The sequence below is a fragment of the Bacillus sp. 41-22 genome (genome assembly GCF_025809295.1).
Taxonomy (GTDB): domain Bacteria; phylum Bacillota; class Bacilli; order Bacillales; family Bacillaceae_G; genus Bacillus_A; species Bacillus_A mycoides.
Map to the genome: position 1 here is coordinate 2920034 of NZ_CP084035.1, position 23802 is coordinate 2943835.

25 protein-coding genes and 1 pseudogene are annotated in these 23802 nt (G+C 35.5%); 2 read left to right on the forward strand and 24 right to left on the reverse strand.

What is annotated here, in order from left to right; genetic code table 11:
• Positions 1-121: 121 nt before the first annotated feature.
• Entirely contained in the window at positions 122-1609 is a 1488-nt protein-coding gene (locus tag LCF45_RS14965) for a peptide MFS transporter (RefSeq protein WP_002127991.1), read from the forward strand.
• 497 nt (positions 1610-2106) lie between these two features.
• On the opposite strand, the gene pcp is transcribed toward LCF45_RS14965, so the two are convergent.
• From pcp to LCF45_RS15040, 15 genes are all read right to left on the reverse strand, one after another.
• The gene (gene pcp, locus LCF45_RS14970; protein WP_078206993.1) at positions 2107-2754 is read right to left on the reverse strand and encodes a pyroglutamyl-peptidase I; all 648 of its coding nucleotides are present in this window, start codon (positions 2752-2754) and stop codon (positions 2107-2109) included.
• Positions 2755-2770: 16 nt separating this feature from the next.
• Complete coding sequence (locus LCF45_RS14975; protein WP_001021656.1) at positions 2771-3733, reverse strand: DUF979 domain-containing protein; 963 nt, start codon at positions 3731-3733, stop codon at positions 2771-2773.
• A gap of 1 nt (position 3734) precedes the next feature.
• Entirely contained in the window at positions 3735-4430 is a 696-nt protein-coding gene (locus tag LCF45_RS14980) for a DUF969 domain-containing protein (RefSeq protein WP_000593391.1), read from the reverse strand.
• 22 nt (positions 4431-4452) lie between these two features.
• Positions 4453-5214, reverse strand: coding sequence for a 5-oxoprolinase subunit PxpA (gene pxpA / locus LCF45_RS14985; protein WP_050000596.1), 762 nt, complete (start codon positions 5212-5214; stop codon positions 4453-4455).
• Positions 5215-5232: 18 nt separating this feature from the next.
• A complete protein-coding gene (locus LCF45_RS14990) occupies positions 5233-6222 on the reverse strand; it encodes a 5-oxoprolinase subunit C family protein (protein WP_078422141.1) in 990 nt (329 codons plus the stop codon).
• Complete coding sequence (pxpB, locus tag LCF45_RS14995; RefSeq protein ID WP_002127997.1) at positions 6213-6926, reverse strand: 5-oxoprolinase subunit PxpB; 714 nt, start codon at positions 6924-6926, stop codon at positions 6213-6215. Before pxpB ends, LCF45_RS14990 begins: the two co-directional genes overlap by 10 nt.
• 14 nt (positions 6927-6940) lie before the next feature.
• Entirely contained in the window at positions 6941-7693 is a 753-nt protein-coding gene (locus LCF45_RS15000) for an IclR family transcriptional regulator (RefSeq protein WP_002165511.1), read from the reverse strand.
• 156 nt (positions 7694-7849) lie between these two features.
• Entirely contained in the window at positions 7850-8401 is a 552-nt protein-coding gene (gene lepB, locus LCF45_RS15005; RefSeq protein WP_002013664.1) for a signal peptidase I, read from the reverse strand.
• Positions 8402-8424: 23 nt separating this feature from the next.
• Positions 8425-9102, reverse strand: a complete 678-nt coding sequence (locus LCF45_RS15010) for a copper homeostasis protein CutC (protein WP_002033012.1) — start codon at positions 9100-9102, stop codon at positions 8425-8427.
• 710 nt (positions 9103-9812) lie between these two features.
• Positions 9813-10961 carry an acyl-CoA dehydrogenase family protein gene (locus tag LCF45_RS15015; protein ID WP_263892899.1) on the reverse strand — a complete coding sequence of 383 codons (1149 nt, stop codon included), beginning with the start codon at positions 10959-10961 and terminating at the stop codon, positions 9813-9815.
• Positions 10962-11115: 154 nt separating this feature from the next.
• Complete coding sequence (locus LCF45_RS15020; RefSeq protein WP_002128006.1) at positions 11116-11748, reverse strand: YdcF family protein; 633 nt, start codon at positions 11746-11748, stop codon at positions 11116-11118.
• Between the two features lie 322 nt (positions 11749-12070).
• Entirely contained in the window at positions 12071-12658 is a 588-nt protein-coding gene (locus tag LCF45_RS15025) for a GNAT family N-acetyltransferase (protein ID WP_078203534.1), read from the reverse strand.
• Positions 12659-12817: 159 nt separating this feature from the next.
• A complete protein-coding gene (locus LCF45_RS15030; RefSeq protein WP_002033018.1) occupies positions 12818-13198 on the reverse strand; it encodes a VOC family protein in 381 nt (126 codons plus the stop codon).
• An 88-nt stretch (positions 13199-13286) separates the two neighbouring features.
• Complete coding sequence (locus LCF45_RS15035; protein ID WP_002013656.1) at positions 13287-13802, reverse strand: SRPBCC domain-containing protein; 516 nt, start codon at positions 13800-13802, stop codon at positions 13287-13289.
• Positions 13803-13831: 29 nt separating this feature from the next.
• The gene (locus tag LCF45_RS15040) at positions 13832-14176 is read right to left on the reverse strand and encodes an ArsR/SmtB family transcription factor (protein WP_000014568.1); all 345 of its coding nucleotides are present in this window, start codon (positions 14174-14176) and stop codon (positions 13832-13834) included.
• A gap of 458 nt (positions 14177-14634) precedes the next feature.
• On the opposite strand from LCF45_RS15040, the gene LCF45_RS15045 reads away from it, so the two are divergent.
• Positions 14635-15027 carry an MFS transporter gene (locus LCF45_RS15045; protein ID WP_002128009.1) on the forward strand — a complete coding sequence of 131 codons (393 nt, stop codon included), beginning with the start codon at positions 14635-14637 and terminating at the stop codon, positions 15025-15027.
• A gap of 67 nt (positions 15028-15094) precedes the next feature.
• Here the strand turns inward: LCF45_RS15045 and LCF45_RS15050 are convergent, their stop codons facing one another.
• The 9 genes and pseudogenes from LCF45_RS15050 to LCF45_RS15090 form a co-directional block, all read right to left on the reverse strand.
• Positions 15095-16423 (reverse strand): YjiH family protein, encoded by a 1329-nt coding sequence (locus LCF45_RS15050; protein WP_002128010.1) that lies wholly within the window; start codon positions 16421-16423, stop codon positions 15095-15097.
• A gap of 124 nt (positions 16424-16547) precedes the next feature.
• Positions 16548-17426 carry an aminoglycoside phosphotransferase family protein gene (locus LCF45_RS15055; protein ID WP_003190061.1) on the reverse strand — a complete coding sequence of 293 codons (879 nt, stop codon included), beginning with the start codon at positions 17424-17426 and terminating at the stop codon, positions 16548-16550.
• Positions 17427-17942 carry a GNAT family N-acetyltransferase gene (locus LCF45_RS15060; RefSeq protein ID WP_078206971.1) on the reverse strand — a complete coding sequence of 172 codons (516 nt, stop codon included), beginning with the start codon at positions 17940-17942 and terminating at the stop codon, positions 17427-17429.
• A gap of 23 nt (positions 17943-17965) precedes the next feature.
• Positions 17966-18430, reverse strand: a complete 465-nt coding sequence (locus LCF45_RS15065) for a DUF2691 family protein (RefSeq protein WP_003190057.1) — start codon at positions 18428-18430, stop codon at positions 17966-17968.
• 226 nt (positions 18431-18656) lie between these two features.
• Positions 18657-19091, reverse strand: a complete 435-nt coding sequence (locus tag LCF45_RS15070; protein ID WP_002142369.1) for a ferritin-like domain-containing protein — start codon at positions 19089-19091, stop codon at positions 18657-18659.
• Positions 19092-19313: 222 nt separating this feature from the next.
• A complete protein-coding gene (locus LCF45_RS15075) occupies positions 19314-20681 on the reverse strand; it encodes an FtsX-like permease family protein (protein ID WP_263892903.1) in 1368 nt (455 codons plus the stop codon).
• Positions 20682-20867: 186 nt separating this feature from the next.
• Positions 20868-22052, reverse strand: a complete 1185-nt coding sequence (locus LCF45_RS15080; RefSeq protein WP_033734100.1) for an ABC transporter permease — start codon at positions 22050-22052, stop codon at positions 20868-20870.
• Between the two features lie 2 nt (positions 22053-22054).
• On the reverse strand, positions 22055-22729 hold the full coding sequence (locus LCF45_RS15085) for an ABC transporter ATP-binding protein (RefSeq protein ID WP_078214170.1): 675 nt from the start codon (positions 22727-22729) through the stop codon (positions 22055-22057).
• Positions 22726-23777: pseudogene (locus tag LCF45_RS15090) on the reverse strand (efflux RND transporter periplasmic adaptor subunit). The gene LCF45_RS15085 and the pseudogene LCF45_RS15090 overlap by 4 nt, the downstream one beginning before the upstream one ends.
• Between the last annotated feature and the right edge of the window lie 25 nt (positions 23778-23802).

The following is a 23802-nucleotide window of genomic DNA, read 5'->3' on the forward strand; positions in this document are numbered from 1 at the left end:
TAGAAAGCAGCCAGAAGGCTGCTTTTCTTCATCGACGGGCTTAGATAGTTATGGACTACTGGGAGCCTCTTAAGTTATACTTGTATAATATAAAAAATTAATAAGGGGTAATATTAACATTATGAAAGAAAAAAACGAACTTGTTCAAAGTATTCCTCAAACAGGATTTTTTGGGCATCCAAAAGGATTATTCTCTTTATTCTTCACTGAGTTTTGGGAAAGGTTTTCTCATTACGGGATGAGAGCTATTTTACTGTATTATATGTACTATTCGGTCTCAAAAGGTGGATTAGGAATTGATCAATCTACCGCAACCTCGATAATGGCAATTTACGGTTCCTTACTGTTCATGTCTAGTATTATCGGTGGATGGATATCGGATCGTTTATTTGGTCCAAGTAAAACCGTATTCTTTGGTGGCGTTTTAATTATGATTGGCCATCTTATTTTAGCTTTACCGGGTAGTAAAAGTGCGTTATTTATCTCTATGGTCTTCTTAGTTCTAGGAACAGGGTTGTTAAAGCCTAACATATCGAACATCGTAGGAAGTTTATACAGTGAAACAGATGCGCGTCGTGACTCAGGGTTCAGTATATTCTACATGGGTATTAACTTAGGTGCCTTACTTGCACCTTTAGTTGTCGGAACATTAGGTCAGCAATATAATTTCCACCTTGGTTTTGGAGTTGCGGCAATTGGTATGGCAATTGGGTTAGGGGTATTTGTTGGAACAAAAAAGAAAAACCTTGGTCTAATCGGTACACAAGTACCTAATCCATTATCAGATTCGGAAAGAAAAAAGACTATTAAGTATTTCAGTGTTGGTCTGGTTGTATTAATATTGCTAGGTGTGGTTACAATTCCAACTGGGTTGTTAACTATAAATCGTTTTACATTCCTGATTAGTATCTTAGGGATTGTTATTCCAGCCTATTATTTCATTTATATGTATCGTAGTCCTAAAACAACAAAAATAGAGCAATCTCGTCTTCTTGCGTATATACCACTCTTTATTGCAGCTACAATATTTTGGTCTATACAAGAACAAGGTGCTATTATCTTAGCGACATACGCGGATCAACGAACTCAATTACAGTTCAATGGAATTACATTGCATTCCGCTTGGTTCCAATCATTAAGTCCAATCTTTATCGTAACGCTTGCACCGATTTTTGCATGGATTTGGATAAAGTTAGGCAAGAAGCAGCCTTCAACGGCAAAAAAATTCGCTATTGGATTGCTATTTGCAGGTTTATCATTCTTAGTTATGATTATTCCGGCTTTAATCAACGGTACTCACTCTTTAGTGAACCCTATGTGGTTAGTCCTTAGCTTCTTTTTAATTGTAATTGGAGAAGTTTGTTTATCTCCTTCAGGGTTATCAATAACGACGAAGCTGGCTCCAGCTGCTTTCTCTTCGCAAACCATGAGCTTATGGTTCTTATCAACTGCGTCTGCGCAAGCAATAAATGCCCAAGTTGTTAAACTGTATAATCCTGCAACAGAATCAATTTACTTTGGTGTTATTGGTGCTATCTCCATTTTAGTTAGCATCCTGCTGTTTGCATTATCATCAAAAATCCAAAGTTTCATGAAGGGACTTCAATAACGGTCTCTTATTGAAATAAACAAATACAAGTTTCTATGTGAAGAGTAGCCAAACGGGTTACTCTTTTTTGTAAAGGTTAGATAAATATTGCATTCTTACCGTACTTATATTTAAATTTATCAGTTTTGAAAAATCATAGTACAATTAACAATTCTGATGATTATCTCTTACCCAGTTATACTTTACTAATGGAAAAAATTCACTCTGTTTGTTTTACATAAAAATGGTGTGATATTTTTATCACACCATTTTAAAATCATTACTTTGTATATCTTTGAGTTTATCAGAACTTAACTTTTTATCCATTCATATAGACGAAAATTCTACATCATTAAGAAACTATTTAAAAAGTTGCCTTTTATTTGGAACAATTCCATATTTGTTAGAATACTCCCATTGCAACCTTTCCCTTTATATTCTATACTGCATCTTCAATTACAAAATACAAACACACAAAGAGGGCCGCATCAGCCCTCTTTAATTAACATGCTTTTTACTTAATGCGTCGCACCCCCGCATTCAACAATATCTACTTCCACTTCCATCGTTACCTCAATTGCCAATTCTATTCCTTTACTAATCGTTGAAAGTGACATACTCGGTTGACCTGGATAATTGCTCGCTTGCTCTGGTAAGAACGGAATATGAACAAATCCACCTTTTATTTTCTTATCATGTTTCTCTAGTTCGTGCATGAGACCATAGAATAAATGATTACAAACGAATGTACCTGCCGTTTGTGAAACGGATGACGGTATACCTTCTTCGCGAAGTTTTTTCACGATTGCTTTCATCGGAAGTGTGGACCAATATGCAGCAGGTCCTTCTTCTACAACCGGTACATCTACTGGCTTGTTCCCTTCATTATCAGCAATTCTTGCATCATCAACATTAATTGCTATTCGCTCTATCGTAACATCTGGTCTGCCCCCAGCTTGTCCAATACATATAATAATGTCAGGCGACAACTCTTCTATATACGCTTTTAATACTTGTATCGATTTATGAAATACCGTTGGAACTTGTTTACTTATAATCTTGTATTCTCCAATTGTTTTTTCATGTAAACTTTTTGCGACTTCCCAAGCTGGGTTGATGCTTTCTCCGCCAAACGGATCAAATCCTGTTACTAATACTGTTTTCATAGTTTCACTCTCCTAATTAGAAACGATATACAAGGCCGTACATTATAAACATATTTATAATGAAAATGGACAGAGCAATTGGTACTTGCGCCTTAATGACAGCATTCTTATCTTTCAATTCTAAGAGCATTGCCGGAACGATGTTAAAGTTTGCCGCCATTGGAGTAATCAGTGTTCCGCAATATCCAGCAAACATACCGAGTGCTGCCATAATTGCTGGGTTCCCGCCGTGCATTTGAACAATTAAAGGCAAGCCAATTCCGCCAGTAATAACCGCAAACGCAGCGAAAGCATTTCCCATTACAACTGTGAATAGCATCATTCCTAAACAGTACGCCATAACAGCAACGAATGGATACTCTGTTGGTAACACTTGTCCGACTAAATCAGAAACGACCTGGCCAACGCCAGATTTTGCGAAAATACCGCCAAGCGCTGCTAACATTTGTGGTAAAATAACAGCCCAGCCGACAGCCTGTAGTAATCTGCTTCCTTCTTGAACAGGCGTTGTTATTTTCGCTTTTGTAATACGCATCGCTGCAACGAATGCGAGTAATGCACCTAACGCTAATGCAACTAACGTTACTTTATCAGGATCAACAAGAGAGACATTTCCCCATTTGATTTTCCCTAATGTCAGTGTACCGATAATTGTAAAAATAGGTATTAACAGTGCAGGCATAAAAATTTTATTCTTTAATTTCTCAGCATGTTTCACACGTTCTTGCACTGGTACTTCTTTCTCCTCGGATTTTGTTACTTTATTTAATGAAGCTAACACGACCATAGCGAGTACGATACAGCCAACGTAAAACGAAGGTATTACATTTCCAAATAAAAATGTAACTGCAAACAATGCCCAAAATAAGCTAGAACCGAATCGGTTTGGATGCTCACGATCAAATGCAATACGAACAGCGATAAATGCAACAATTATACCTAATACATAATAAATTGTATCCATTGTTATGATGTTCATCTTATATAGCCTCCTTCTCTTGTTTTTCTTCTGCCTTCATTGTTTTCTCTATATACTTATCAAACCTTCTAAACCTAATCCAGCTCACAATAAGGGCAGATATCGCGGTTGGAATACCCCAAAGCGCCATATCCCATACACCGACATGCATACCTACTGAATCGAAGAATCCTTTCATTAATAAAATGGCACCAGTTGCGATAAAAATATCTTCTCCGAAAAACCAAGCTGTGTTTTCCGCAGCTGCTGCGTTTGCTTTAATCTTTTCTCTCAATTTTTCAGGGAGTTTACCATATTTACCTTGCGCAGCTCCTTCTGCCATTGGCGCAACAAGTGGTCTTACCGTTTGCGCATGACCACCAATATTCAGTCCAAGTGCTGCTGATGATTCTCTTATCGTAAAATATGACATTAATACTCTTCCAGTTGTTGCTCCTTTTGATTTCGTTATAAGTGCTTCTGCTCTTTCTTTTAAACCGTAACGCTCTAAAATTCCGATTACCGGTAAAGTTAATATGATTGGCATAGACATATATCTGTTTTCTATGAAAAATTTACCGAACATGCTAATCACATCATAAAAGCTTAAGCCTGAAACCATACCAGTAACAATACCCGCAACCATTACTACTAACAGTGTATTTAATCTAAATAAAAACCCAACTGCAACAAGTAGTATCCCAATTAATTTAATCATTTCCAGCACTTCCCCTCATTTATTATTTCGGTGCACTTATAGAAACACCGTTAAGTTCGAATGTTCTGTATATTTTTTCCGCAAATTGTACTGCTTTCTCTCCGTCCCCGTGTAAACATATCGTTTGCGCCTGAACTGCTACTTTCTCCCCATTAACCGATTCTACATACCCTTCCTTCACCATTTGAAGTACTTGTTTTATTGCTTCATCTTCATTTTTTATAAGAGCATTTTCTTCTGTACGGCTCGTTAAAGTTCCATCCTGCTTATACGTACGATCAGCAAAAGCTTCTTGTACGAGAGTTATATTATATTTTTCTGTTGCCTTTATAAATGCCTCACTATTCGCTAATCCGTAAAGTAATAATCCAGGGTTAATATGATAAATTGCTTTTGCGATTGCATCCGCAATTTCCGAATCAGTTGCCGCCATATTATATAAGGCACCGTGCGGTTTTACATGTTGCATTTTCCCTCCGGCAGCTCTAACAAATCCTTCTAATGCGCCAATTTGATATAAAACATAATCGTACACTTCACTTGCTGAAACGTGCATATTCCTTCTTCCAAATCCAATTAAATCAGGAAATCCAGGATGCGCTCCTATTGCTACGTTATGCTGCAGAGCTTTTTCAACCGTTTGCCTCATAACGGCCGGATCACCCGCATGAAAACCACAAGCAACGTTTATAGAGGAAACGAACGGAAGAATTTCATCATCATTCCCCATTTTATAAGCTCCAAAACTTTCTCCTAAATCACAGTTCAAATCGATTGTAGTCACGATGTTTTCCTCCTAATCTCAGCTTCGTAAAGCGATGAATTTCTTTAATAGACTCATACTTGTTTCCTGTTCTATATATAAGTGTGCAGCTTCTTCCATAGTTATTTTTTCAAAAGTTACATAGTCTCCTGGTTTCAGCTGCGCTAGAAGAGGTAAATCTACTGAAACTACATTTCCAATTCTCGGATAACCACCTGTCGTTTGTCTATCCGCCATTAATATAATAGGCTGTCCACCATTCGGTACTTGAATTGTTCCGAATGTAACTGGGCTCGATAAAATTTCTATCTCTTCAACTCTATTTAAAACATCTCCGTCAAGCCTATATCCCATGCGATCAGCATAATTGGATACTTTATACTCTTTCGAAAAAAACGACTTTATACTTTCTTCTGTAAATTGATCATATTCAAAGTCTGTTATGACGCGAAGAATAGGCTGCTTCTTATATTTTGGTAAAGTATTGTTACAAATTGCCCACTTCGTTTTTATACGCTCTTCTTCTTGTAAATTCCGAATGAAACGACTCCCAACTTCTGCCCCTGTACCAATTTGAAAATAATCTCCTTTTTTCAGCATTCTCCCTTCAATACCGCCAAGAGCAGCACGTATGTAAGTACTTTTACTTCCCATCGTACGATTAATATTTATACCACCCGCAAAAGTCACATACGCCCTGCAACCGCTTTTCGCTTTTCCGAGACAAAGCATGCTTCCTTCTTCAGCTAATATGGGACGCCATAATGGAATGCGTTCTCCATTTAACAACGGTTCCATATCTGCTCCACCAATCGCGAGCAAAGTCGTTTTCTTGATTAACAATTTAGGTCCCATTATTGTAATTTCGAGTCCAGCCTCATTCTCCTCATTACCTACTAACATATTAATCATCCTGAGCGCATTTTTATCCATAGCCCCGCCAACAGGTACACCGTATTGTTGATAATGAGATCGTCCTAAATCTTGGACTGTTGTAAACATTCCTGCATGCAAAACCTCTACATCCATTCTTTAGCCCCCTCAAGCGATACGTACTCTTCCTTTGTTATTGGTATAAATCGTAAATACATACCACTTTGAATATATGTTGGTGTTTCTTCTTTTGGATTAAATAGAGAAATAGGTGTTCGGCCGATAATATTCCAGCCTCCTGGTGTTTCAAGCGGATAAATACCTGTTTGATTTCCGCCAATACCTACTGAACCAGGAGCAATTTGTAACCGCGGCGTTTCTTTTCTAGGTGTTTCTAGTTCTTTCGGTAATCCGCCTAAATATGGGAACCCAGGTGTAAAACCTAACATATACACGAAATATGTTGTTTCACTATGTATTCGAATAACATCCTCTACTTGTAATCCTTGATAATATGCAACCTCTTCTAAATCAGGTCCATATTCTCCCCCGTAACACACCGGTATAGAAATATGTTTCACATCTCGGTTCACTTCTTCTTTATAAGAATCACACAGCTCCTGTATATACTGGCAAACGTGATCATATGGCCTTTCACTTCTCTCGTTTTGCTTCCATACTTCGTACAAATTGTAGTACACCGCTAATGAAGTAAACGATGGAACGCATTCAACCATTCCTGCAAACGGATGCCGCCTCAGCGCTTGAAATAATCGTTGTACTTTTTCGTATATATCCATCCCAATTTCTTCACCAAATGTAACAATAATTGCTTGATCCCCTAACGCAGAAAATTTCATCCCACTCCCTCTTTCTATACCCAAAAGCCGAGTTCTTTCGAAATACGGTATGCTGTTTCTTTCACTTTCGCAGTAAAATATGAAATGTTACTTTCGCTATACTCAATTGCTAATCCCGAAATACTAATGCCAGCTACAACCGTTCCATCACTTGCAAAAATTGGTGCTGCTATAGCTGCTGTATGATTTTCTAATTCAGAGTAGCTAATTGTGTACCCTTCTTTTTTCGCCATATGCAATACTTCTAACAAATGCTCCTTATTCACGATCGTTCCATCCGCAAACTGCTTTAAATCTGTTTCCTCTACGTACTTTCTTTTCTCTTCCTCAGAAAAATACGATAGTAAAATTCTCGGACATGCACCCGCATACAGAGGAGCCCTTCTTCCAACCGCCGTATAAACACGTACCGGCTGAGCTCCTTCCATTTTTTCAACATAAATTGCATCATTACCATCTTGAATAATTAAATTTACTGCTTGCCCTAAACTATCTCTAAGCTCTTTCATATAAGGTATCGCAATATTTCTTACGGATAACCTTTGTGAAACAAGTTGACCAAATCGTAAAAAAACGACTCCGAGACGATACTTTCCCTTTTCTGTTTTTTGTAAAAAGTCCATTTCTTCTAACGAGCCAATTAAACGATAAACAGATGTTTTCGGCATATTCGTAAGCTGAACCATCTCTGTTAAACTTAGCTCCTCATGCTCATAAAACAACTCCAAAATATCCATTGTCTTAACTGCCGTTTTATTTATACTCATCCTATCTCCTTTAAGTTCCGAATTTCGGAACTTAAATTCCGTTTTTCGAAACAAACCTATAATTTAAAATTATAAAATATTCTTTCAATTCTATCAATATATTTTTCACAAACAAAAAAGTATGGAAGAATATTTCTCCCATACTTTTGCTTTACTTTATAACGCTCTCACTTGTTTCAATGGCCAGAAAACAGCTTGTCCTTTTCCGACAATTTCATCTTCTGAAATAAACCCAAACATACGACCGTCTTTAGATACTTCACGATTATCTCCTAAAACAAACACTTGGCCTTCTGGCACTTTCGTTTTCCCTGTGATTTGTTCTAACGTAAAATCAGGAGTTAATACACGACCTGACGCCTTTTCTTTAAATTCTTTTAAATACGGTTCTTCCATCGCTTTTCCGTTTACATATAAAACATCATCTTTATACTCAACTGTATCACCTGGTAAACCAATTACTCGTTTTACTAAATCGTACCCTTCTTTTCCGTGGAAGACGATAACATCAAAACGGTCTAACCCGCTTATACTATAACCAATCTTATTCACGAGAACTCGCTCATTATTTTCTAAAGTTGGCATCATCGATTCCCCTTGTACTAATGAAGGTGTAAATAAAACACCGCGAATAATAGCGATTAATACAAGGGTAAATCCTATCGTTTTAGCCCATGAGAATAATTCTTTCTTCGTATTTTCCTTCATCGTTTCTCCTCTTTCTTAAGTGTTTATTTTATTATTTGAACTAATTCTTGTACTAAATTAGGATCAATTTCAGAAAAACATGATTTCCCTTCTCTTACCGCTGTACCGACATGAGCTTGAGAAATTCCAGTTTCATCTAGCAATTGTTTTACATTCTTTTTCGTTACTCCGCTTCCGACAACAAGCTGTATATTCCCTTCACTTTCCTTTTGCATTGCTGCAAGAACCGGAATATTATCTACTACATTTCCTTGTCCGCCTGAAGTTAAAACGTGAGTAACTTTATTGAATTTCTTCAAAACTTTCATCGCTTCTACTGGATTTTCTGTATCATCTATCGCACGGTGATACGTTACATTTATTCCATCTACAACAGATAATAAATCTACTAATTTCTCTTCATCAACTTCATTTTGTTCATTTAACACACCTAATACAACACCAGCAGCTCCAAGATTTTGAGCAACTACAATATCTTCTTTCATCATTTCAATTTCTTCTTCCGTATATGTAAAAGACTTCGCATGCGGACGAATCATAACATGAACTGGTATTTGCACTGCATCTACTGCTTTTTTTATAAAAGCATAGCTCGGTGTTAAACCACCTTCTGTATATGATGAAATGAGTTCAATTCGATTTCCACCAGCCTTTTCAATTCGCTTCACATCTTCTAAACAAGTTGCAATAACCTCTAGCATGAGATAACCTCTTTTCGTACTTTTTTCTTATTATACAGTAGGTGAAATAAGAAACATAGCATTCCACTATAAAACTACAAAAAGAAGAATGAAAAGAAAGATTTATTGAATTGATAATAAATATCATATATGTTATGTTTTTCTTAAAATTATACATTCTTATATTCTTATAAAAGGAGAAAAATATATACTTCTTACAAAAAAACGGTTCGTTATCTCTAGTTCATTTATTGTAATTGCATCACTTTGCGCGATTACTTTATTAACAAAACCAAATACAAAACTAGCTTCCTCACCTTCAAGTATAGAAACAGAAACGATTACCCTTTCATCAATCAATAAAGAAGAAACTCAAACCTTTCGTTCATCTTCTCAATTAAATTCAAAAAAGATCGTTTAGTAAAACACACGTTACAGCCAAATGAAAGTAAATCCTTTCCTTTACGTTCACTCATCGCCAATCCTTTACCAGGTGAGTATTCATTATTTGCACATAATCAAGACGGTTCTGAAAGTAGTATGAATCTTGAAGTGCAGCCACAATAGAACAAAATAAAAAAGCTATCCTCTTATCAAAAGGATAGCCTTTTTATTTTGTAAAACGAGAATTCCCTCTTCTTTGAACAATGACATAATACATGGAATTATATCAACGATTCACCGACAACGAAAAGCCTGTTCCTGAACGGAACAGACTTTATATTTCTTCATTACGACCGAAACGCCGCATCCGCCAGCATAGACAGTGTTACATCATCCATCGGCGGATTGTGTAGTCCTGCTCTGACGTTTAAATAATAGTGATGAAGCGGATTTTTTTCTGATAAACTTTTCGCTCCTACGATGCGCATTGCTTTATCTACAATAGATATCGCCGCATTTGTTACCGCGTATTTCACTGCCGCAAGTTCTGCTTGCAATGATAATTTATCTTCTGCCTCATCGTATTTTTTCGCAATTTGATATAAAAAGACACGAGCTTGCATAAGCTCAAGTTCTAATTCTCCAACTAACCTTCTAACATTCGGTAATAAACTTATAGAATGATTTAAACTGTTTGGCTTGTATGATACCGCAAACTGAACTGCATAATTTCTTGCTGATTGTGCAATTCCTAAATAACATGCTGGTATATGTAGCAACCAGCCAATACCCTTAGCTTTAACTTTTGAACCCTTTATATCAGTGAAAAAGCGATCTGGTATCTCTACATTTTGTAAAACGAGATCATGGCTCGCAGTTCCTCGCATTGCGATGCTATCCCACGTTTCTTCAATTGTCACGCCTTGCGTATTCTTTGGAATGACAAACTCTCCGATATCTTCCTGGCCTTCAATACTTGCTGAAATGATAAAATAATCAAGTACTGGTGCCATTGTCGTAAACGTTTTTCTTCCATTTATAATCCACTTCTCACCTTTTTTGACAGCTAACGTCTCTGGTTTCCCGCCGCGCGTAGGACTACCTGTATTCGGCTCTGTCGCTGCTCGATTAAAAAGCGCACCATTACGTACTTCTTCACAAAACCAAGTGAACATTTCCTCATTCCAAGAACGATTTTCAGCTAATTCCTTTACAATGCCAAGTTGCCATCCAATCGATAATGCGGTAGCACCGCAGCCTTCTGCTATTTTCTCTTGAAATAAAACGAAGTCATATAAAGAAATCGCATTGCCTCCCAATTCTTTTGGCAACGTTAATTTCGTATATCCGATATCTTTCAAATTATTAATATTTTCATACGGAAATGATCCTAATTCACTTAGTTGATGCTCCCTTTCCATGAACTTCGGAATCAATTTATTTATTTTCTCAATAACTAAAGATTGTTCTTCTGTTTCAACAAATGAGAGTGCCATACATAATCTCCTTTATGTTCGATTCATAAACCGTTCATTTTGTCATTATGATTATATGAAGTTACTTCTCTATTGTTTCACTATTCCGATAAAAATACAATGCTTTTGAACAATAAGAAAAGTTCCTATAAAAAGGATAGGTTCTTTTCTTATATTAATCCCCTTTCAATGCCTTTAATGGCAAAGAGGTTACATATCCAATATACGAGCATAATTCTTTAAAAAAGAAAGGGATTTCTGTATCTAACGTTTTATACGCTGACGTTGGAGTTGGTGATGCATACGCTTCAATTTTAATATGTTTTGCAATTTTCATTGCACGTTTCATATGAAGTGGATCACTCACAATCGTATATGTGCGTATTCCGTTCTCTATTCCAACTTGCTTTGCATTCTTTAAATTGTCCTCTGTGAAAAGGGATTTTGTTTCAATTAGAATATCCTCTTCTTTCACACCATGTTTCAGTGCATACACTCTAGCAGTACGCGCTTCCTCAAGCTCTGCCTCAAACTTTGTACCACCTGTGAAAATAATCTTTTTAATATTACCGTTCTTATATAAGGAAATTGCATGATTAATTCTTTCTTTAAATACAGGAGATGGTTTTCCGTTCCATGAAGCTGCTCCCAGCACGATACCAGCATCTGTCTTCACACCATCATCTGTTTTAAAGCGATAACTCCAAATATCGTAAGCTGCATAACTTACATATAAAATAATAGAACAAATCATAAGCAAGAATACTTGCAAGATTTTTCTTTTCTTACTTTTCTTATTTTCTTTCATTTATAACTGCCTCCGTACATCATCCATACTTCTATATAAAAACGTATATATCAAATCATTTTGTTTGAATTTGTTTAAAAGAAGGAATTTTTCTTATCATATATATGCATTAAAGGGTTTTCATTTAAAATTGAGGATTATCAATTCATTTTTCGTTTGCGGTTTTCATTACATTTGTGTAATTTATAAGTTTATTACCATACAACTACATTGTAACGAATTTTTTATCATAATGGAATGATGAAACAAAAGAAGTAACTGTTTTGTAAGAAAAAAGGTATATTTTTCATCTTGACGATCAATACACCTTTAATAATATGAATTATCGTTTTTCTGTATATGACTCTAATTTTTCTAATAACCTTTCCTTTACAGCTGGCCATTCATTTGCAATAACACTATATACAACTGCATCTCTAACATGCCCACTCGGTAATTTTCTTTCGTTTCTAAGTACACCCTCTTTTACTGCGCCGAGTCTTTCAATTGCTCTTTGTGCTTTTTCATTTCGTGCATCCGTCTTAATTTGTACCCTCCGCATATGCAACTTTTCAAAAGCATATTGTAATAACATATACTTACATTCTGTATTCATACTCGTACGTTGCACACTTGGGTCATACCACGTTTTCCCTAATTCCACCGTCTTATCTTCAACTGAAATGTTATATAAGCGTGTACTCCCTACTATTTCATTTGTCTTTTGATCAACAACAACAAATGGCAAATCCTTCCCTGCTCCATAAGCTTTTATCGCCTTTTGAACATATTGCTGCATATCTTGAACAGTATCCATTTTAGAGATTAAATACGCCCAAATATCTCGATTTCCTTCCACGATTGAAAACATTTTTTCGACATCATTGCTATCCATTAACCGTAACTTTGCTCTTTCGTGAATTACTTCCATTTTTAAGCCCCCTTTGTTGTAACTATATCATACTCTACTACCGTTAAATCGTTATATAAGAACACATAATTATATTTATGTTAAGGAATAAAATATATCTTTAAAATAAAAAATGCGATGCCTTTATTCAAGCATCGCACTCATAAATTGAATTGAAATTTACTTTTTTTCCATTACTGCAAAATAATTATTTTCGCTATCTGCAAAATTAAATATTCTACCTGAAGGCATATTTACAATTTCTCCGACTGTAACGTTTTTGTTTACTAAATCGCTATATAAACGATCGAATTCTTTTGAGAAGAACATTAAGGAAGGTGTACCAAGATTTAACTCAGGCTGCATTTTAGCAATTAACTCCTTATTATGGAGAATAATACTTGTTTCAGCTTCTTTAGTTGGAGCAATTTCAATCCATCGCATTCCTTGACCGTTATCTTCCTCTGAAATTACAATAAATCCTACTTTTTCTGTCCAGAATTCCTTCACTTCATCTTGGTTATTCACATACAACATAATTTGACCAACATTATTAATCATCTATTTTAACTCTCCCTTACAAAAATTTTTATTAAACCAAATGTTTTAAACTTTATTATCATCGAAAATAAAATTACGGTACAAAAATCTATTTCAGCGACTCTAATCGCTCGTTCAAACGATCCCAAGTTTCGGTGATACCTTGTAGCATACCCATGTCCATAACTGTCTTAAGGGCTTCTTCGGAAACATATTCAGCACGGTTTATTAGCTTTGTCTTTCCACCTAAATCGATGAATTCCAATGTCATCTCGGTTGACGGCATAGAATCATTTACATTGCCTTCAGCATCTGAAAAGTAATCAGTGTAGACGATTTTTTCTGGCTCAATAATCTCTTTATAGACTGCTTTTCCCCATGATTCCATACCAAAAAATTGCTCCAAGTTCTGATTGACACACTTCATACAGTAGTGCCAAACGCCTCCCGGACGGAAGTCGACAGTGCATGCTGGAATTTCCCAACCTCTTGGTCCCCACCAATGTTTCAAATGCTCTGGTTCTTTAAACATACTGAATACAAGATCACGCGGCGCATCGAAAACGCGCTCCAGTACTAATACCCGATCGTTCTCTACTCTTGATACCATTGTATTGTTTGACATGTTAATTCCTCCTTAAATATGAACTGATTTTATGACTTTTCCTTGTTTTGCAATTCCTTCAAATACTCATCTAAATTATCGAATCTCTCTTCCATCACACGCTTAAATGACTGCACCCAACAATCAAGTGCTTGGAAAGGCTCAGGTCGGAGTTTGTAAATCCGGCGATTAGCTTCAGCCTGCACTTCCACAATCCCTGTATCGCTTAACACTTTTAGGTGTTTCGAAGTTTGTGGTTGCCTTAATCCCAAATGTTCGGCGATTTCCCCAACGGTTAAGGGACCGTCACGCAAGAGTTCAACGATATTCATACGATTCGGTTCAGATAAAGCGCTCAACGTCGTCATATTCACGCCCGGAATTTTCCCCGACATATCACTCACCTCGTTAAGTGATGGTCTCCGGTTATAACACATCAATATCATCACTAATATTTTTTTCCTGTTGAATCGATTATAACCAAATAGGAATATTCCCATCAAGGAATATTCGAAAACTAAAGTAATACCAAATCGTTACTTAATAATAAAAATGGATTAAAAACATTTCACAAGCCTATGTTTTACGATAAAGTGATGCTTTAGTCAGTGGGTTTTGGAACGATTTCCGCGAAGGCTTTGTTTTTATCTGGTCCAAGAAAGCTTTAACACTTTTAATACTATTTAACGCTACAGTATTTTTTTTCATATTTTTATTTGATAGTTTAGTTGTTTTATTGGCAAAAGAAATGGACATACGTGATAGTTTGTTTGGAATCTTTATAAGTATCGTTGGGTTAGACGCTTTAGTCAGAGCTATAACCATTGGAAAATAGGGAAATACAGTAAACAAAATGAATATCTTAAACGGTTCAGCTATATTACTTGGAGGAATGTTGATCCTTACTGGACTTGGAGGGTTCGGCTTTTTATCGAGTAATTTATTTTTATCGTTAATCATTTGGTTTTTTATTGGTATATTTATCGCTTCTATCTCTGTATGCTATAGTTACTTACTTCAAACCCCTGCAAGATTAATGGGAAGAGTAACTAGTACCGCAAATACAATGGTGCACGGCGCTATGGTGATTTCACCTACATTAGGTTCACTTTTAGCCCTATGGATAAAAGTAAGCGGAGTTTTTCTACTCGCAGGAGTATTAATCACACGTATTGGTATGATTATATACTTAGCCCATACGTTATTTATGAAAAAATCATCTAGAGTTACTTTAGAACATAATTAACGTTATGCCATTTTCTGATTTTAATAATCAGAAAATGGCATAACTTCAGAAACTTAACTCTACATGTTTAAAGCAACAAATAAGCAATCGGCGTAATAATAAGCAACGTTAAAATCGTTCTTTGCACATATAAAATAATAAGTTCAGATACTTTTAACGGAATATCTGTCGATAATATGCAAGGGATTGATGCGGAGAAAAACAAAATGGATGAAACGGACACAACCGCAATAACAAACTTTGTAACAAGCGGTGCACTTACAACTAAAAGAGAAGGTAAAAACATTTCTGCAATACCAACTGATACTGCTTTAGCAGCTAGGTCTGCTTCTGGTAATTGTAATAGCCACGTAAATGGATAGAAAATGTAACTTACCCAATCAAATATTGGCGTAAACTTTGCTAAGACGATACCAATTAATCCTACTGACATAATTGATGGTAAAATCCCCATCGTCATTATAAATCCGTCTTTTAAATTCACTGCGATATTTTTCATAATACTTGGCGCAGACTTCGATACTTCTAATGCATCTTCCCAAGCTCGCTCTAACATTTTCTCTTTATAAACGGGCTCTGGGAACCCTTCTTTCGTAATATATGTATCTGGTTTTCTACTAAGAGGCGGGATTCTTACGGTGATAGCGGTCACGATGAATGTTACAACAAGAGTAGTCCAAAAGTAAACATTCCATAAATGCATAATATCTAATGTTTTTGCGATGATGATCATAAATGTTGCGGATACTGTTGAAAAACCTGTTGCGATAATTGCTGCTTCTTTCGTCGTATACTTTCCTTCTTTGTAAACACGGTTCGTAATTAATAAGGCTAACGAATAGCTTCCTACAAAGGAAGCAACCGCATCAATTGCTGATCGCCCAGGTGTTTTCCATAACGGTCTCATAATTGGACGACAAAACGTGCCGATAAACTCAAGCAATCCGTACCCGACTAATAACGCTAAAAATGCTGAGCCAATTGGAACGAGTAAACTTACTGATATAACTAACTTCTCATACAAAAACGGTCCAACATCTGGCGCAAAGAACCATGCTGGTCCTACTTTCAAACAATATAATACGCCGAAAACAACACCTACTACTTTTAAAATAGAAAAACAAATGTCTACAATAGATGCATTCCATTTCTTCGTATAAAACGGATAAATCGCACCCATTGCCATAACAAGTAGTGCGTAATAAGGTACTACGCTCGGAACCGAAGTCCTAATCCATGATACGATATGATCAATCATAATAGACGAAGCACCGTTTATCGTAACAGGAACAAAAAACATAAACACACCAACTAGACTAGCAAGTATAAAGCGAAGTATAATCCCCTTCTCTCGCCCTGTCTTAATTACATTACTTTTTAACTCAATTTCATTCAAAATTAGACACCTCCCATTATCTAAATATTCTGTATATTAACGTCAGATTCCTTCTTTTAATTCGAATATTTAATCATGTAAAAAAGCCTATTTTGAAATATACAATCAAAATAAGCTTTTTCTATTACCTCTTATAATCATCCACAATTACTTGAATTACACGATAAGATTCTTCTGCCACTATCTTATTACTAGTCTTATTCGCATCATATGTAATTAACGCCTTCCAAAGCGCCCATCCTCTCGCTCTATTCCACGTTTCTTCATCCATGCGTAATACTTCTTTAAATACGTTTCTACTATTCTTATCAAAAAACGTCCATGCCATCGCTGCATCACAAGCCGGATCTCCTACTCCTAAAATACCAAAATCAATTACGGCACAAAGTTTTCCATCCTTAACGAGTAAGTTTCCTGGTGCAACATCTCCATGAATCCAAACTGGTTTGTGGTCCCATGTTGAACGAAGTGCTACATTCCAAAGATGCTTTAATAATGTCTCATCAAAAACATCCTTATTATTTTCAATAGCCACTCTCGCTTCTTCATCGTATACAGATATAAGCCCGCCTCGGTAAAAATTATGTTCTCCAGCTATTGGCCCGTTACTCGCATCAATTGATTGTAACTCTATTAAAAACGAGCCTAAGTCCGCCGCAAATTCATTTAAGTCACGAACATTTTCTTTCGTAACGGTCTCCCCCTCGATCCACTTATTAATAGACCAAGGCCATAGATATTCTTCAGATGGACTCCCTTTCACAATTGGTGCAGAAATTGGTAAAGAAAGTTCCTTACTTAATATTGGAAGCCACTTATTTTCTTTCTCTACTTGCGGTGCATATGCTGCATCACTTGGTAATCTGACACTCATCTCGTCCCCTAGGTGAAACGTTCTATTATCATGACCGCTAAGCTTTACAGGTTTCACTTCTAAATGGGCCCATTCGGGAAACTGTTGTTGTATTAACTGTTCAACTAAACTTACGTTAATTTGATTCATTCACTCTCCTCTTTTCTTTTGAAACTTACTAAGTCCATCCGTACTACCGATATATTCAAAACCGCATCGCTTATAAAAACCATTCAACGTTTGGTTATGCCCAACACAATCTAACTTCAAATACTCTTTATCACTTTGCACATTCTCTTCTATCCAATGCAAAATCCATTCTCCTATTCCATGCCTCTTATACTTCCGTTTCACCGCAAATCTATGAATATATAACGAATTAGGAATTTCCTCTTTACCAAAAATATATTTATCCCAATCATTTTGTTTAGGTGATACGGTAATCGTACCGACAATCTCATCTTCTTTCACAATAACGTACGTATATTTCTCTCTTATACCTTCTAATATTTCAGCGGTAGCTTCTCCTCCTAAAAGATACTGCCACTGATCCACTTCTTTATGTTGTAACCATTGTGCTACTTCTTTTAATAGAGTGATAATGCTATTACTTTCTTCTTCTGCAGCAATTCGAATTGTATATTCTTTACTTATATTTCTCTCCATATTGCCATTCCCCCTTCAAATTACTACCATACTGACATACGAGTCCTTCCATCATTCTCGTCTGTAACATATTCAACATAAAACCCTTGATCAATTGCGTTTTCATACATCATTTCAATCTCTTCTTGGTTTTTCGCATAAACCTGTATGTAATCACCATCCGCTACTAATACGACTACTTTACACTTACTCTCTTTAAATTCTTCATATGTTTCAATATCTACTACTTCCTCTCCTTTTGGATACGCTTTTAAATCTGCAAAAATGAGATAATATATGTTGTCTTTTATTAATTTTTTCAATTCTAATCCACTCATTACCTTGTTATCTTCTGAAAATAATTCTGTTCCTAATCCATCAGGCAATATGAAATAAGATTCCTCGTTTTCCACTCGCCAATCAAATGAAGTAATATCAATTGGCTTTAACACTTTCCAAAGTAAATTATCATTTTCATTTGGAATATCTACAAAAATTCCTCTTTTCATTTGTTTGCTCCTAGCTTATTTATTTTCGTTCCATACATTATATACCAAATTCAACTACTATATTTTGTCGATACCTATGTAACTTGTATTTCACCGCGAAAAAACCGTCCCACTACTTATGAAACGGTTTCTTTCTACTTACATTTAAGTTTTTCATTAAATTATTGCACCGCGTTTTAAAATAATTTCTAATATGTTCAGCACATCAGCCATTCATTTTGAACACTCACTTGGACTTCACAAAATAATATAAAAACCACACCGCATGATTTTGTTCATCTGCAGCTATTCTGCGCAATAACTCTTTCATAGATGCATCTGCTGCTTCATCTGAAATTTCCAAGTAAAAATCTACGGTCTTTTGCTCATCTTGTATAGCGAACTCTAATCCCTGTAAGTACGTATTAGGGCAATTTTCCGTAATCTGTGGTTTCGGCTGTCTGCCAGTTAAATTCGTATAGATTTGTACAAAATGATGAAAATGCCTTATTTCATCATTACGGATTTCAAGAATTTGTTTTTGTTCTACTTGATTTGGAGCCATGTTAGCTAATTTTGCATAGCAGCTTATAGCGCTATACTCTCCGTTTATAGCTTTTTCAATATCACTAATTAGCTTATCATTCTGTCTATACCAATCATCATAATTCGAATTATACATCGTATCCCCTCCGTTATTTCACATAACATTTTATGCATTTTGAAATAGTAGGAGCATGTATACAAAAAAGAACCGCAAATCCAAACTCTTCGATTACCTTTAAAATATTGAAGAACCTATCTATCACTGCTTTATTTTCCTATAGAGTAATAATGAGTTCACAAAAAAAAACGGTTCACTATTAGTGAACCGTTTTTTATCTATTACACGTATCATTCCATTTTATTTATACACAATTTTAAAATACGAATAAATAGTTAACACATAATATCCAACATAAATTATACAATATGCACCACTACTAATTAAAATAGGCATAATGATGTTATATATAGGCATGTTGTTTATTATTGGTATCGCAAATAAGCTATGAACAAGTCCGACTATTAGAGGTGAAATAAAACTAAAGCTAACTTGCTTCGAAATTGACTTTCTTACCTCTTTTTTCGTAACACCTATTTTACGAAGAGTTTCATAATATCTCTGATTAGCATACGCTTCAGATAATTGTTTATAATATATAATTGAACCTGTCGCCAATACAAATATAACCCCTAAAAAACTTCCAATAAATAACGCAACTCCATACAGTTGCATAAAATCTCTATTTGTTTCAGATTGCCCTACATAATACCCTGCTGCGACTGTACTAATTGCAGTTAAAGCTGTAGCACTTAATATAGCAATTATTGCAAGTAACTTAGCGTTTCCTTTTACTCGGTATAGTAATTGCGAAATGTTTATTATATTTATACCGCTATAAAATATTTCTCTTTTACTTCTAATTTTCTTTAAAACAATAACTGTATAAGAAGTGAATAGAAAATATGTCCCAAAAACAACTAAAAACAAAATAAAAACTGGAATCATTATAGGATTTATAATAGGGTTCATAGGATCAATGGGATTCCGCACAATATTTACTACTTCACGGAAGAAGCCTGCTAGTATATATCCTAATCCCATTAAAATAAGACCTATATACGCCCTAGGTACAGAACCTTTTGGCATCCGTTCTCCTTGATGATTAGCTTGAAACATTTCAATCAATGGAAATTTATAAATAATGCGAGAGTTTTTCCATGCTGTATATAATAAAATAGATAAAAAGACGATGAACGTGTCTATTATCGCTTTTATAGATAACTCGAAATGAATAGGTACATTTAATTTCATTAAACTCATTAGCAGTTCTAAAAATAACTTAAAACTCATACTGCCAATCAGTATGCCAACTACTAAAGCAACGCCTCCCATTATCATAGTCTCACAAAATAACATCGTACCAATTTGTTTTTTAGTTATTCCTAGTAAAGAATATAATCCTACCTCTTTTTTTCGTTTCCTTATAAAAAAATTAGTAGAATAAATAATAAATATAGCTATAAAAATAATGAGAATCACTTTTGAAGATTGAAGAACACTATTAATCATCACATTATTAACCATTTCTTTTTTTATTTGAGTACTATATCGAAGTGATGCAAATATAAAATAGATAAGCATACTTGAAGCTAACGATACAAAATAGAGTATATACTCTTTAAAATTACGCCGTATGTTACGTTGAACTATATTAAATAAATTCATTTATCTTAACCTCCAGGAAATGATTGATGCAAAATATTACAAAGGGCAATGCTAGATAAGGTCACCAGCCATCCCTCCAGAAATGGAAGACATTACATCAATGATTTGTTTTCAAAAAAGAGTGAATACTCGCAGGAGTATTTACTCTTTTTTGAAAACACCTTACTAAAAAATTACCCTTTTCACTTATTCATACCGCAGACACTCAATCGGATCCAATTTAGCCGCTTTATTAGCTGGCAGTATGCCAAAGACAATACCAATTGACATCGATATTCCAACTGAGAGTAATCCAAGACTTACAGAAATAACTAGTGGCCATTCACCTATTGACGAAGCGATCCAAGCAAAAAACATACCTAATCCAAAACCAACCGCCCCGCCTAATGACGTTAAAATACATGCTTCGATGAGAAATTGTGTTAATATTTTTCCTCTCGTTGCACCGAGCGCTTTTCGAATACCTATTTCACGTGTACGCTCTGTAACGGATACAAGCATGATATTCATCACACCAATACCACCTACGATTAAGGAAATTCCAGCAATACTAGCAAATACTATTTTCATCGTTCGTGTTGACTCTTCTATTTTTTGACCATATGCTTTCGTATCCTCGACTGTAAAAGAGTGCTCAAATTCTGGGGATTTCAATTCATCCAATACAGATATAGCTTGTTTTTCTACAGCCTCTCGCTCACTTGGAGAAGTTAACTTAATTTTCACTGTATCGTATTCCTCAATCCCTGCAATTAAAGGTGCATTGTCGATAGATGTATATCCTTCATACAATTTAAATTGACGTTGAAAACCGTCTTCATATTTGTACACCCCAACAACCTTATATAGTTTTCCTTTTATATCTATATACAAATCATCTTTCCAATTATCAAATAGTGTTTTAAATAAATCTTCAGCTACAATTACAACAGGAATTGGCTTTTTTAGTTCATCCGGTGTTAACTCTCGCCCATGTACCATTTTCATTTTAGAGTCCTGCATAAAGTTTCCTGTTCCCCCATTTAAACTAAAGGAAACATTTTTTGATCCCGTATATACTTTTACGTCCATATGCACATTGGGATACACATCTTTTACACCTCGTATCACTTGCAATTGCTTTACCATATGTGGTGTAATTTTTGCTTTTTCTGTCGGAGAATCCGGGTTGAAGTATTCTATTTTAAGTTCATCCATATGCTGATTCTCTGCAAGTTCCTTTTGCATCTTTGCAGTCTGTCCATCTCCCATTGAAATAATTGTAATAATTGCACTGATTCCAATAATAATGCCTAGCATTGTTAATATAGATCGCATTTTATGCGCAAAAATAGAAGATATGGCCATGCGTATATTTTCATTCGTATTCAAATTTATTCTCTCCAATCTTGTACGATATTGCCGTCACGAATTACAATTTGACGTACTGCTGCTTCTCCGATTTCACGATCGTGAGTAATCATAATAATCGTTGAACCTTGTTTATTTAATTCGTAAAAGAGCTCCATAATTTGTTCACTCGTTTTCGTATCAAGTGCACCAGTTGGTTCATCGGCTAAAATAAATTTCGGATTATTTACAATCGCACGCGCTACAGCAACACGCTGTTTTTGACCACCTGATAGCTCACTTGGAAGATGGGTAGCACGGTCAGCTAACCCAACTTTCGTTAAAGCAGCTAACGAACGCTCACGTCTTTCTTTTTTATCAACTCCTGCATAAATAAGAGGTAATTCTACATTTTGAAGTGCTGTAAGCCTTGGTAGTAACATGAAATTTTGAAATACAAAGCCGATTTCTTTATTACGAACGTGTGCAAGTTCTGTTTCAGACATGGTTGAAATATTTTGACCAGCTAGCTCATACGTACCTGCCGTTGGTTTATCTAAACAACCGATAATGTTCATTAAGGTTGACTTACCAGAACCAGATGGTCCCATAATGGAAGTGAATTCCCCCTGGTTCAGTATTATATCGATTCCATGTAATATTTGGACGGACTCTGTACCGTTTTGAAAAGATTTCGTGATGCCTTTTAAATGAATCATTTTGTGTTAACCTCCATACCATCTTTTACATTTTTCATAGGTTCAGAGATAATTTGTACACCTTTTTTCACTCCAGAAACTTTTGCTTCATGATTCGTTTCAAATTCAACCGTAACCACTTGTTCTTTCACTTTTCCATCTTTTACAACGAAGACAACATCTTTGTCACCTTTTTTCACCATACTGCTTTTCGGAACGATTGTACCTGTTGCTTCACCTGTTTTGTTTGTCACGTTTACGTGGAAACCGTTTTGTAATCCTTCACTATCGTTCAATGTAACAGTGAATGGATAGCTGGAAACTGTTTTATTTTCATCCATATTTTTTAATGGTGTGGATCCGATTTCTGTAACTTTTCCTGTCCACGTCTTACTAGATACAGTTTTTGATGAAACTGTTACTTCTTGCCCAATCTTCACACTCGCAAGCTCATATTCAGACAGTTGGCCTTTTACTTTAAATGGACCAGCGTGACGAAGCGTAATTCCGCTCATACCAGCATCATTATTTTTGACAATGTCATCAATTACACCATCAGCCGGGCTCGTTACAGAAAGTGTGTTCACTTTCTCTTTTGCTGATTTAATTATTTCATCAGCTTTTTCTACTTCAAACTTTTTCATTTCAAGTTGCGATTCTAATTGTTGCACTTCGATTTCTGATGCTTTTAACGCTTCCTCAGGAAGACCAGCGTTTTTATCTTTTTTTAGTTTCTGCTTCGCTGCATCCATTTGTTTCTGATGCAATGTTACACCTTGTTTAGTAATAGGGTCATTATATTTAAAAAGAAGCTGTCCTTTTTTACTTCATCACCTTTTTTAACAGCTAATTCATTCGTACCTTTTGTTGGATCGAATGAAATTGCTTCTATACCATTTGGGATAACTTCGCCACCTAATTTTTTCTCATTCTCTATTTGTTTTTCTGTCACTTCATATATTTTATAAGTTTTAACTGGTTCAGATTCTCCTGCAAATGTCATATAAGACCCGACCCCTAAACCAATTGTAATTACACCAACGATGACTAGTTTTTTTGCTTTCTTCATAATATCCTCACTTTTTCATGTGTTT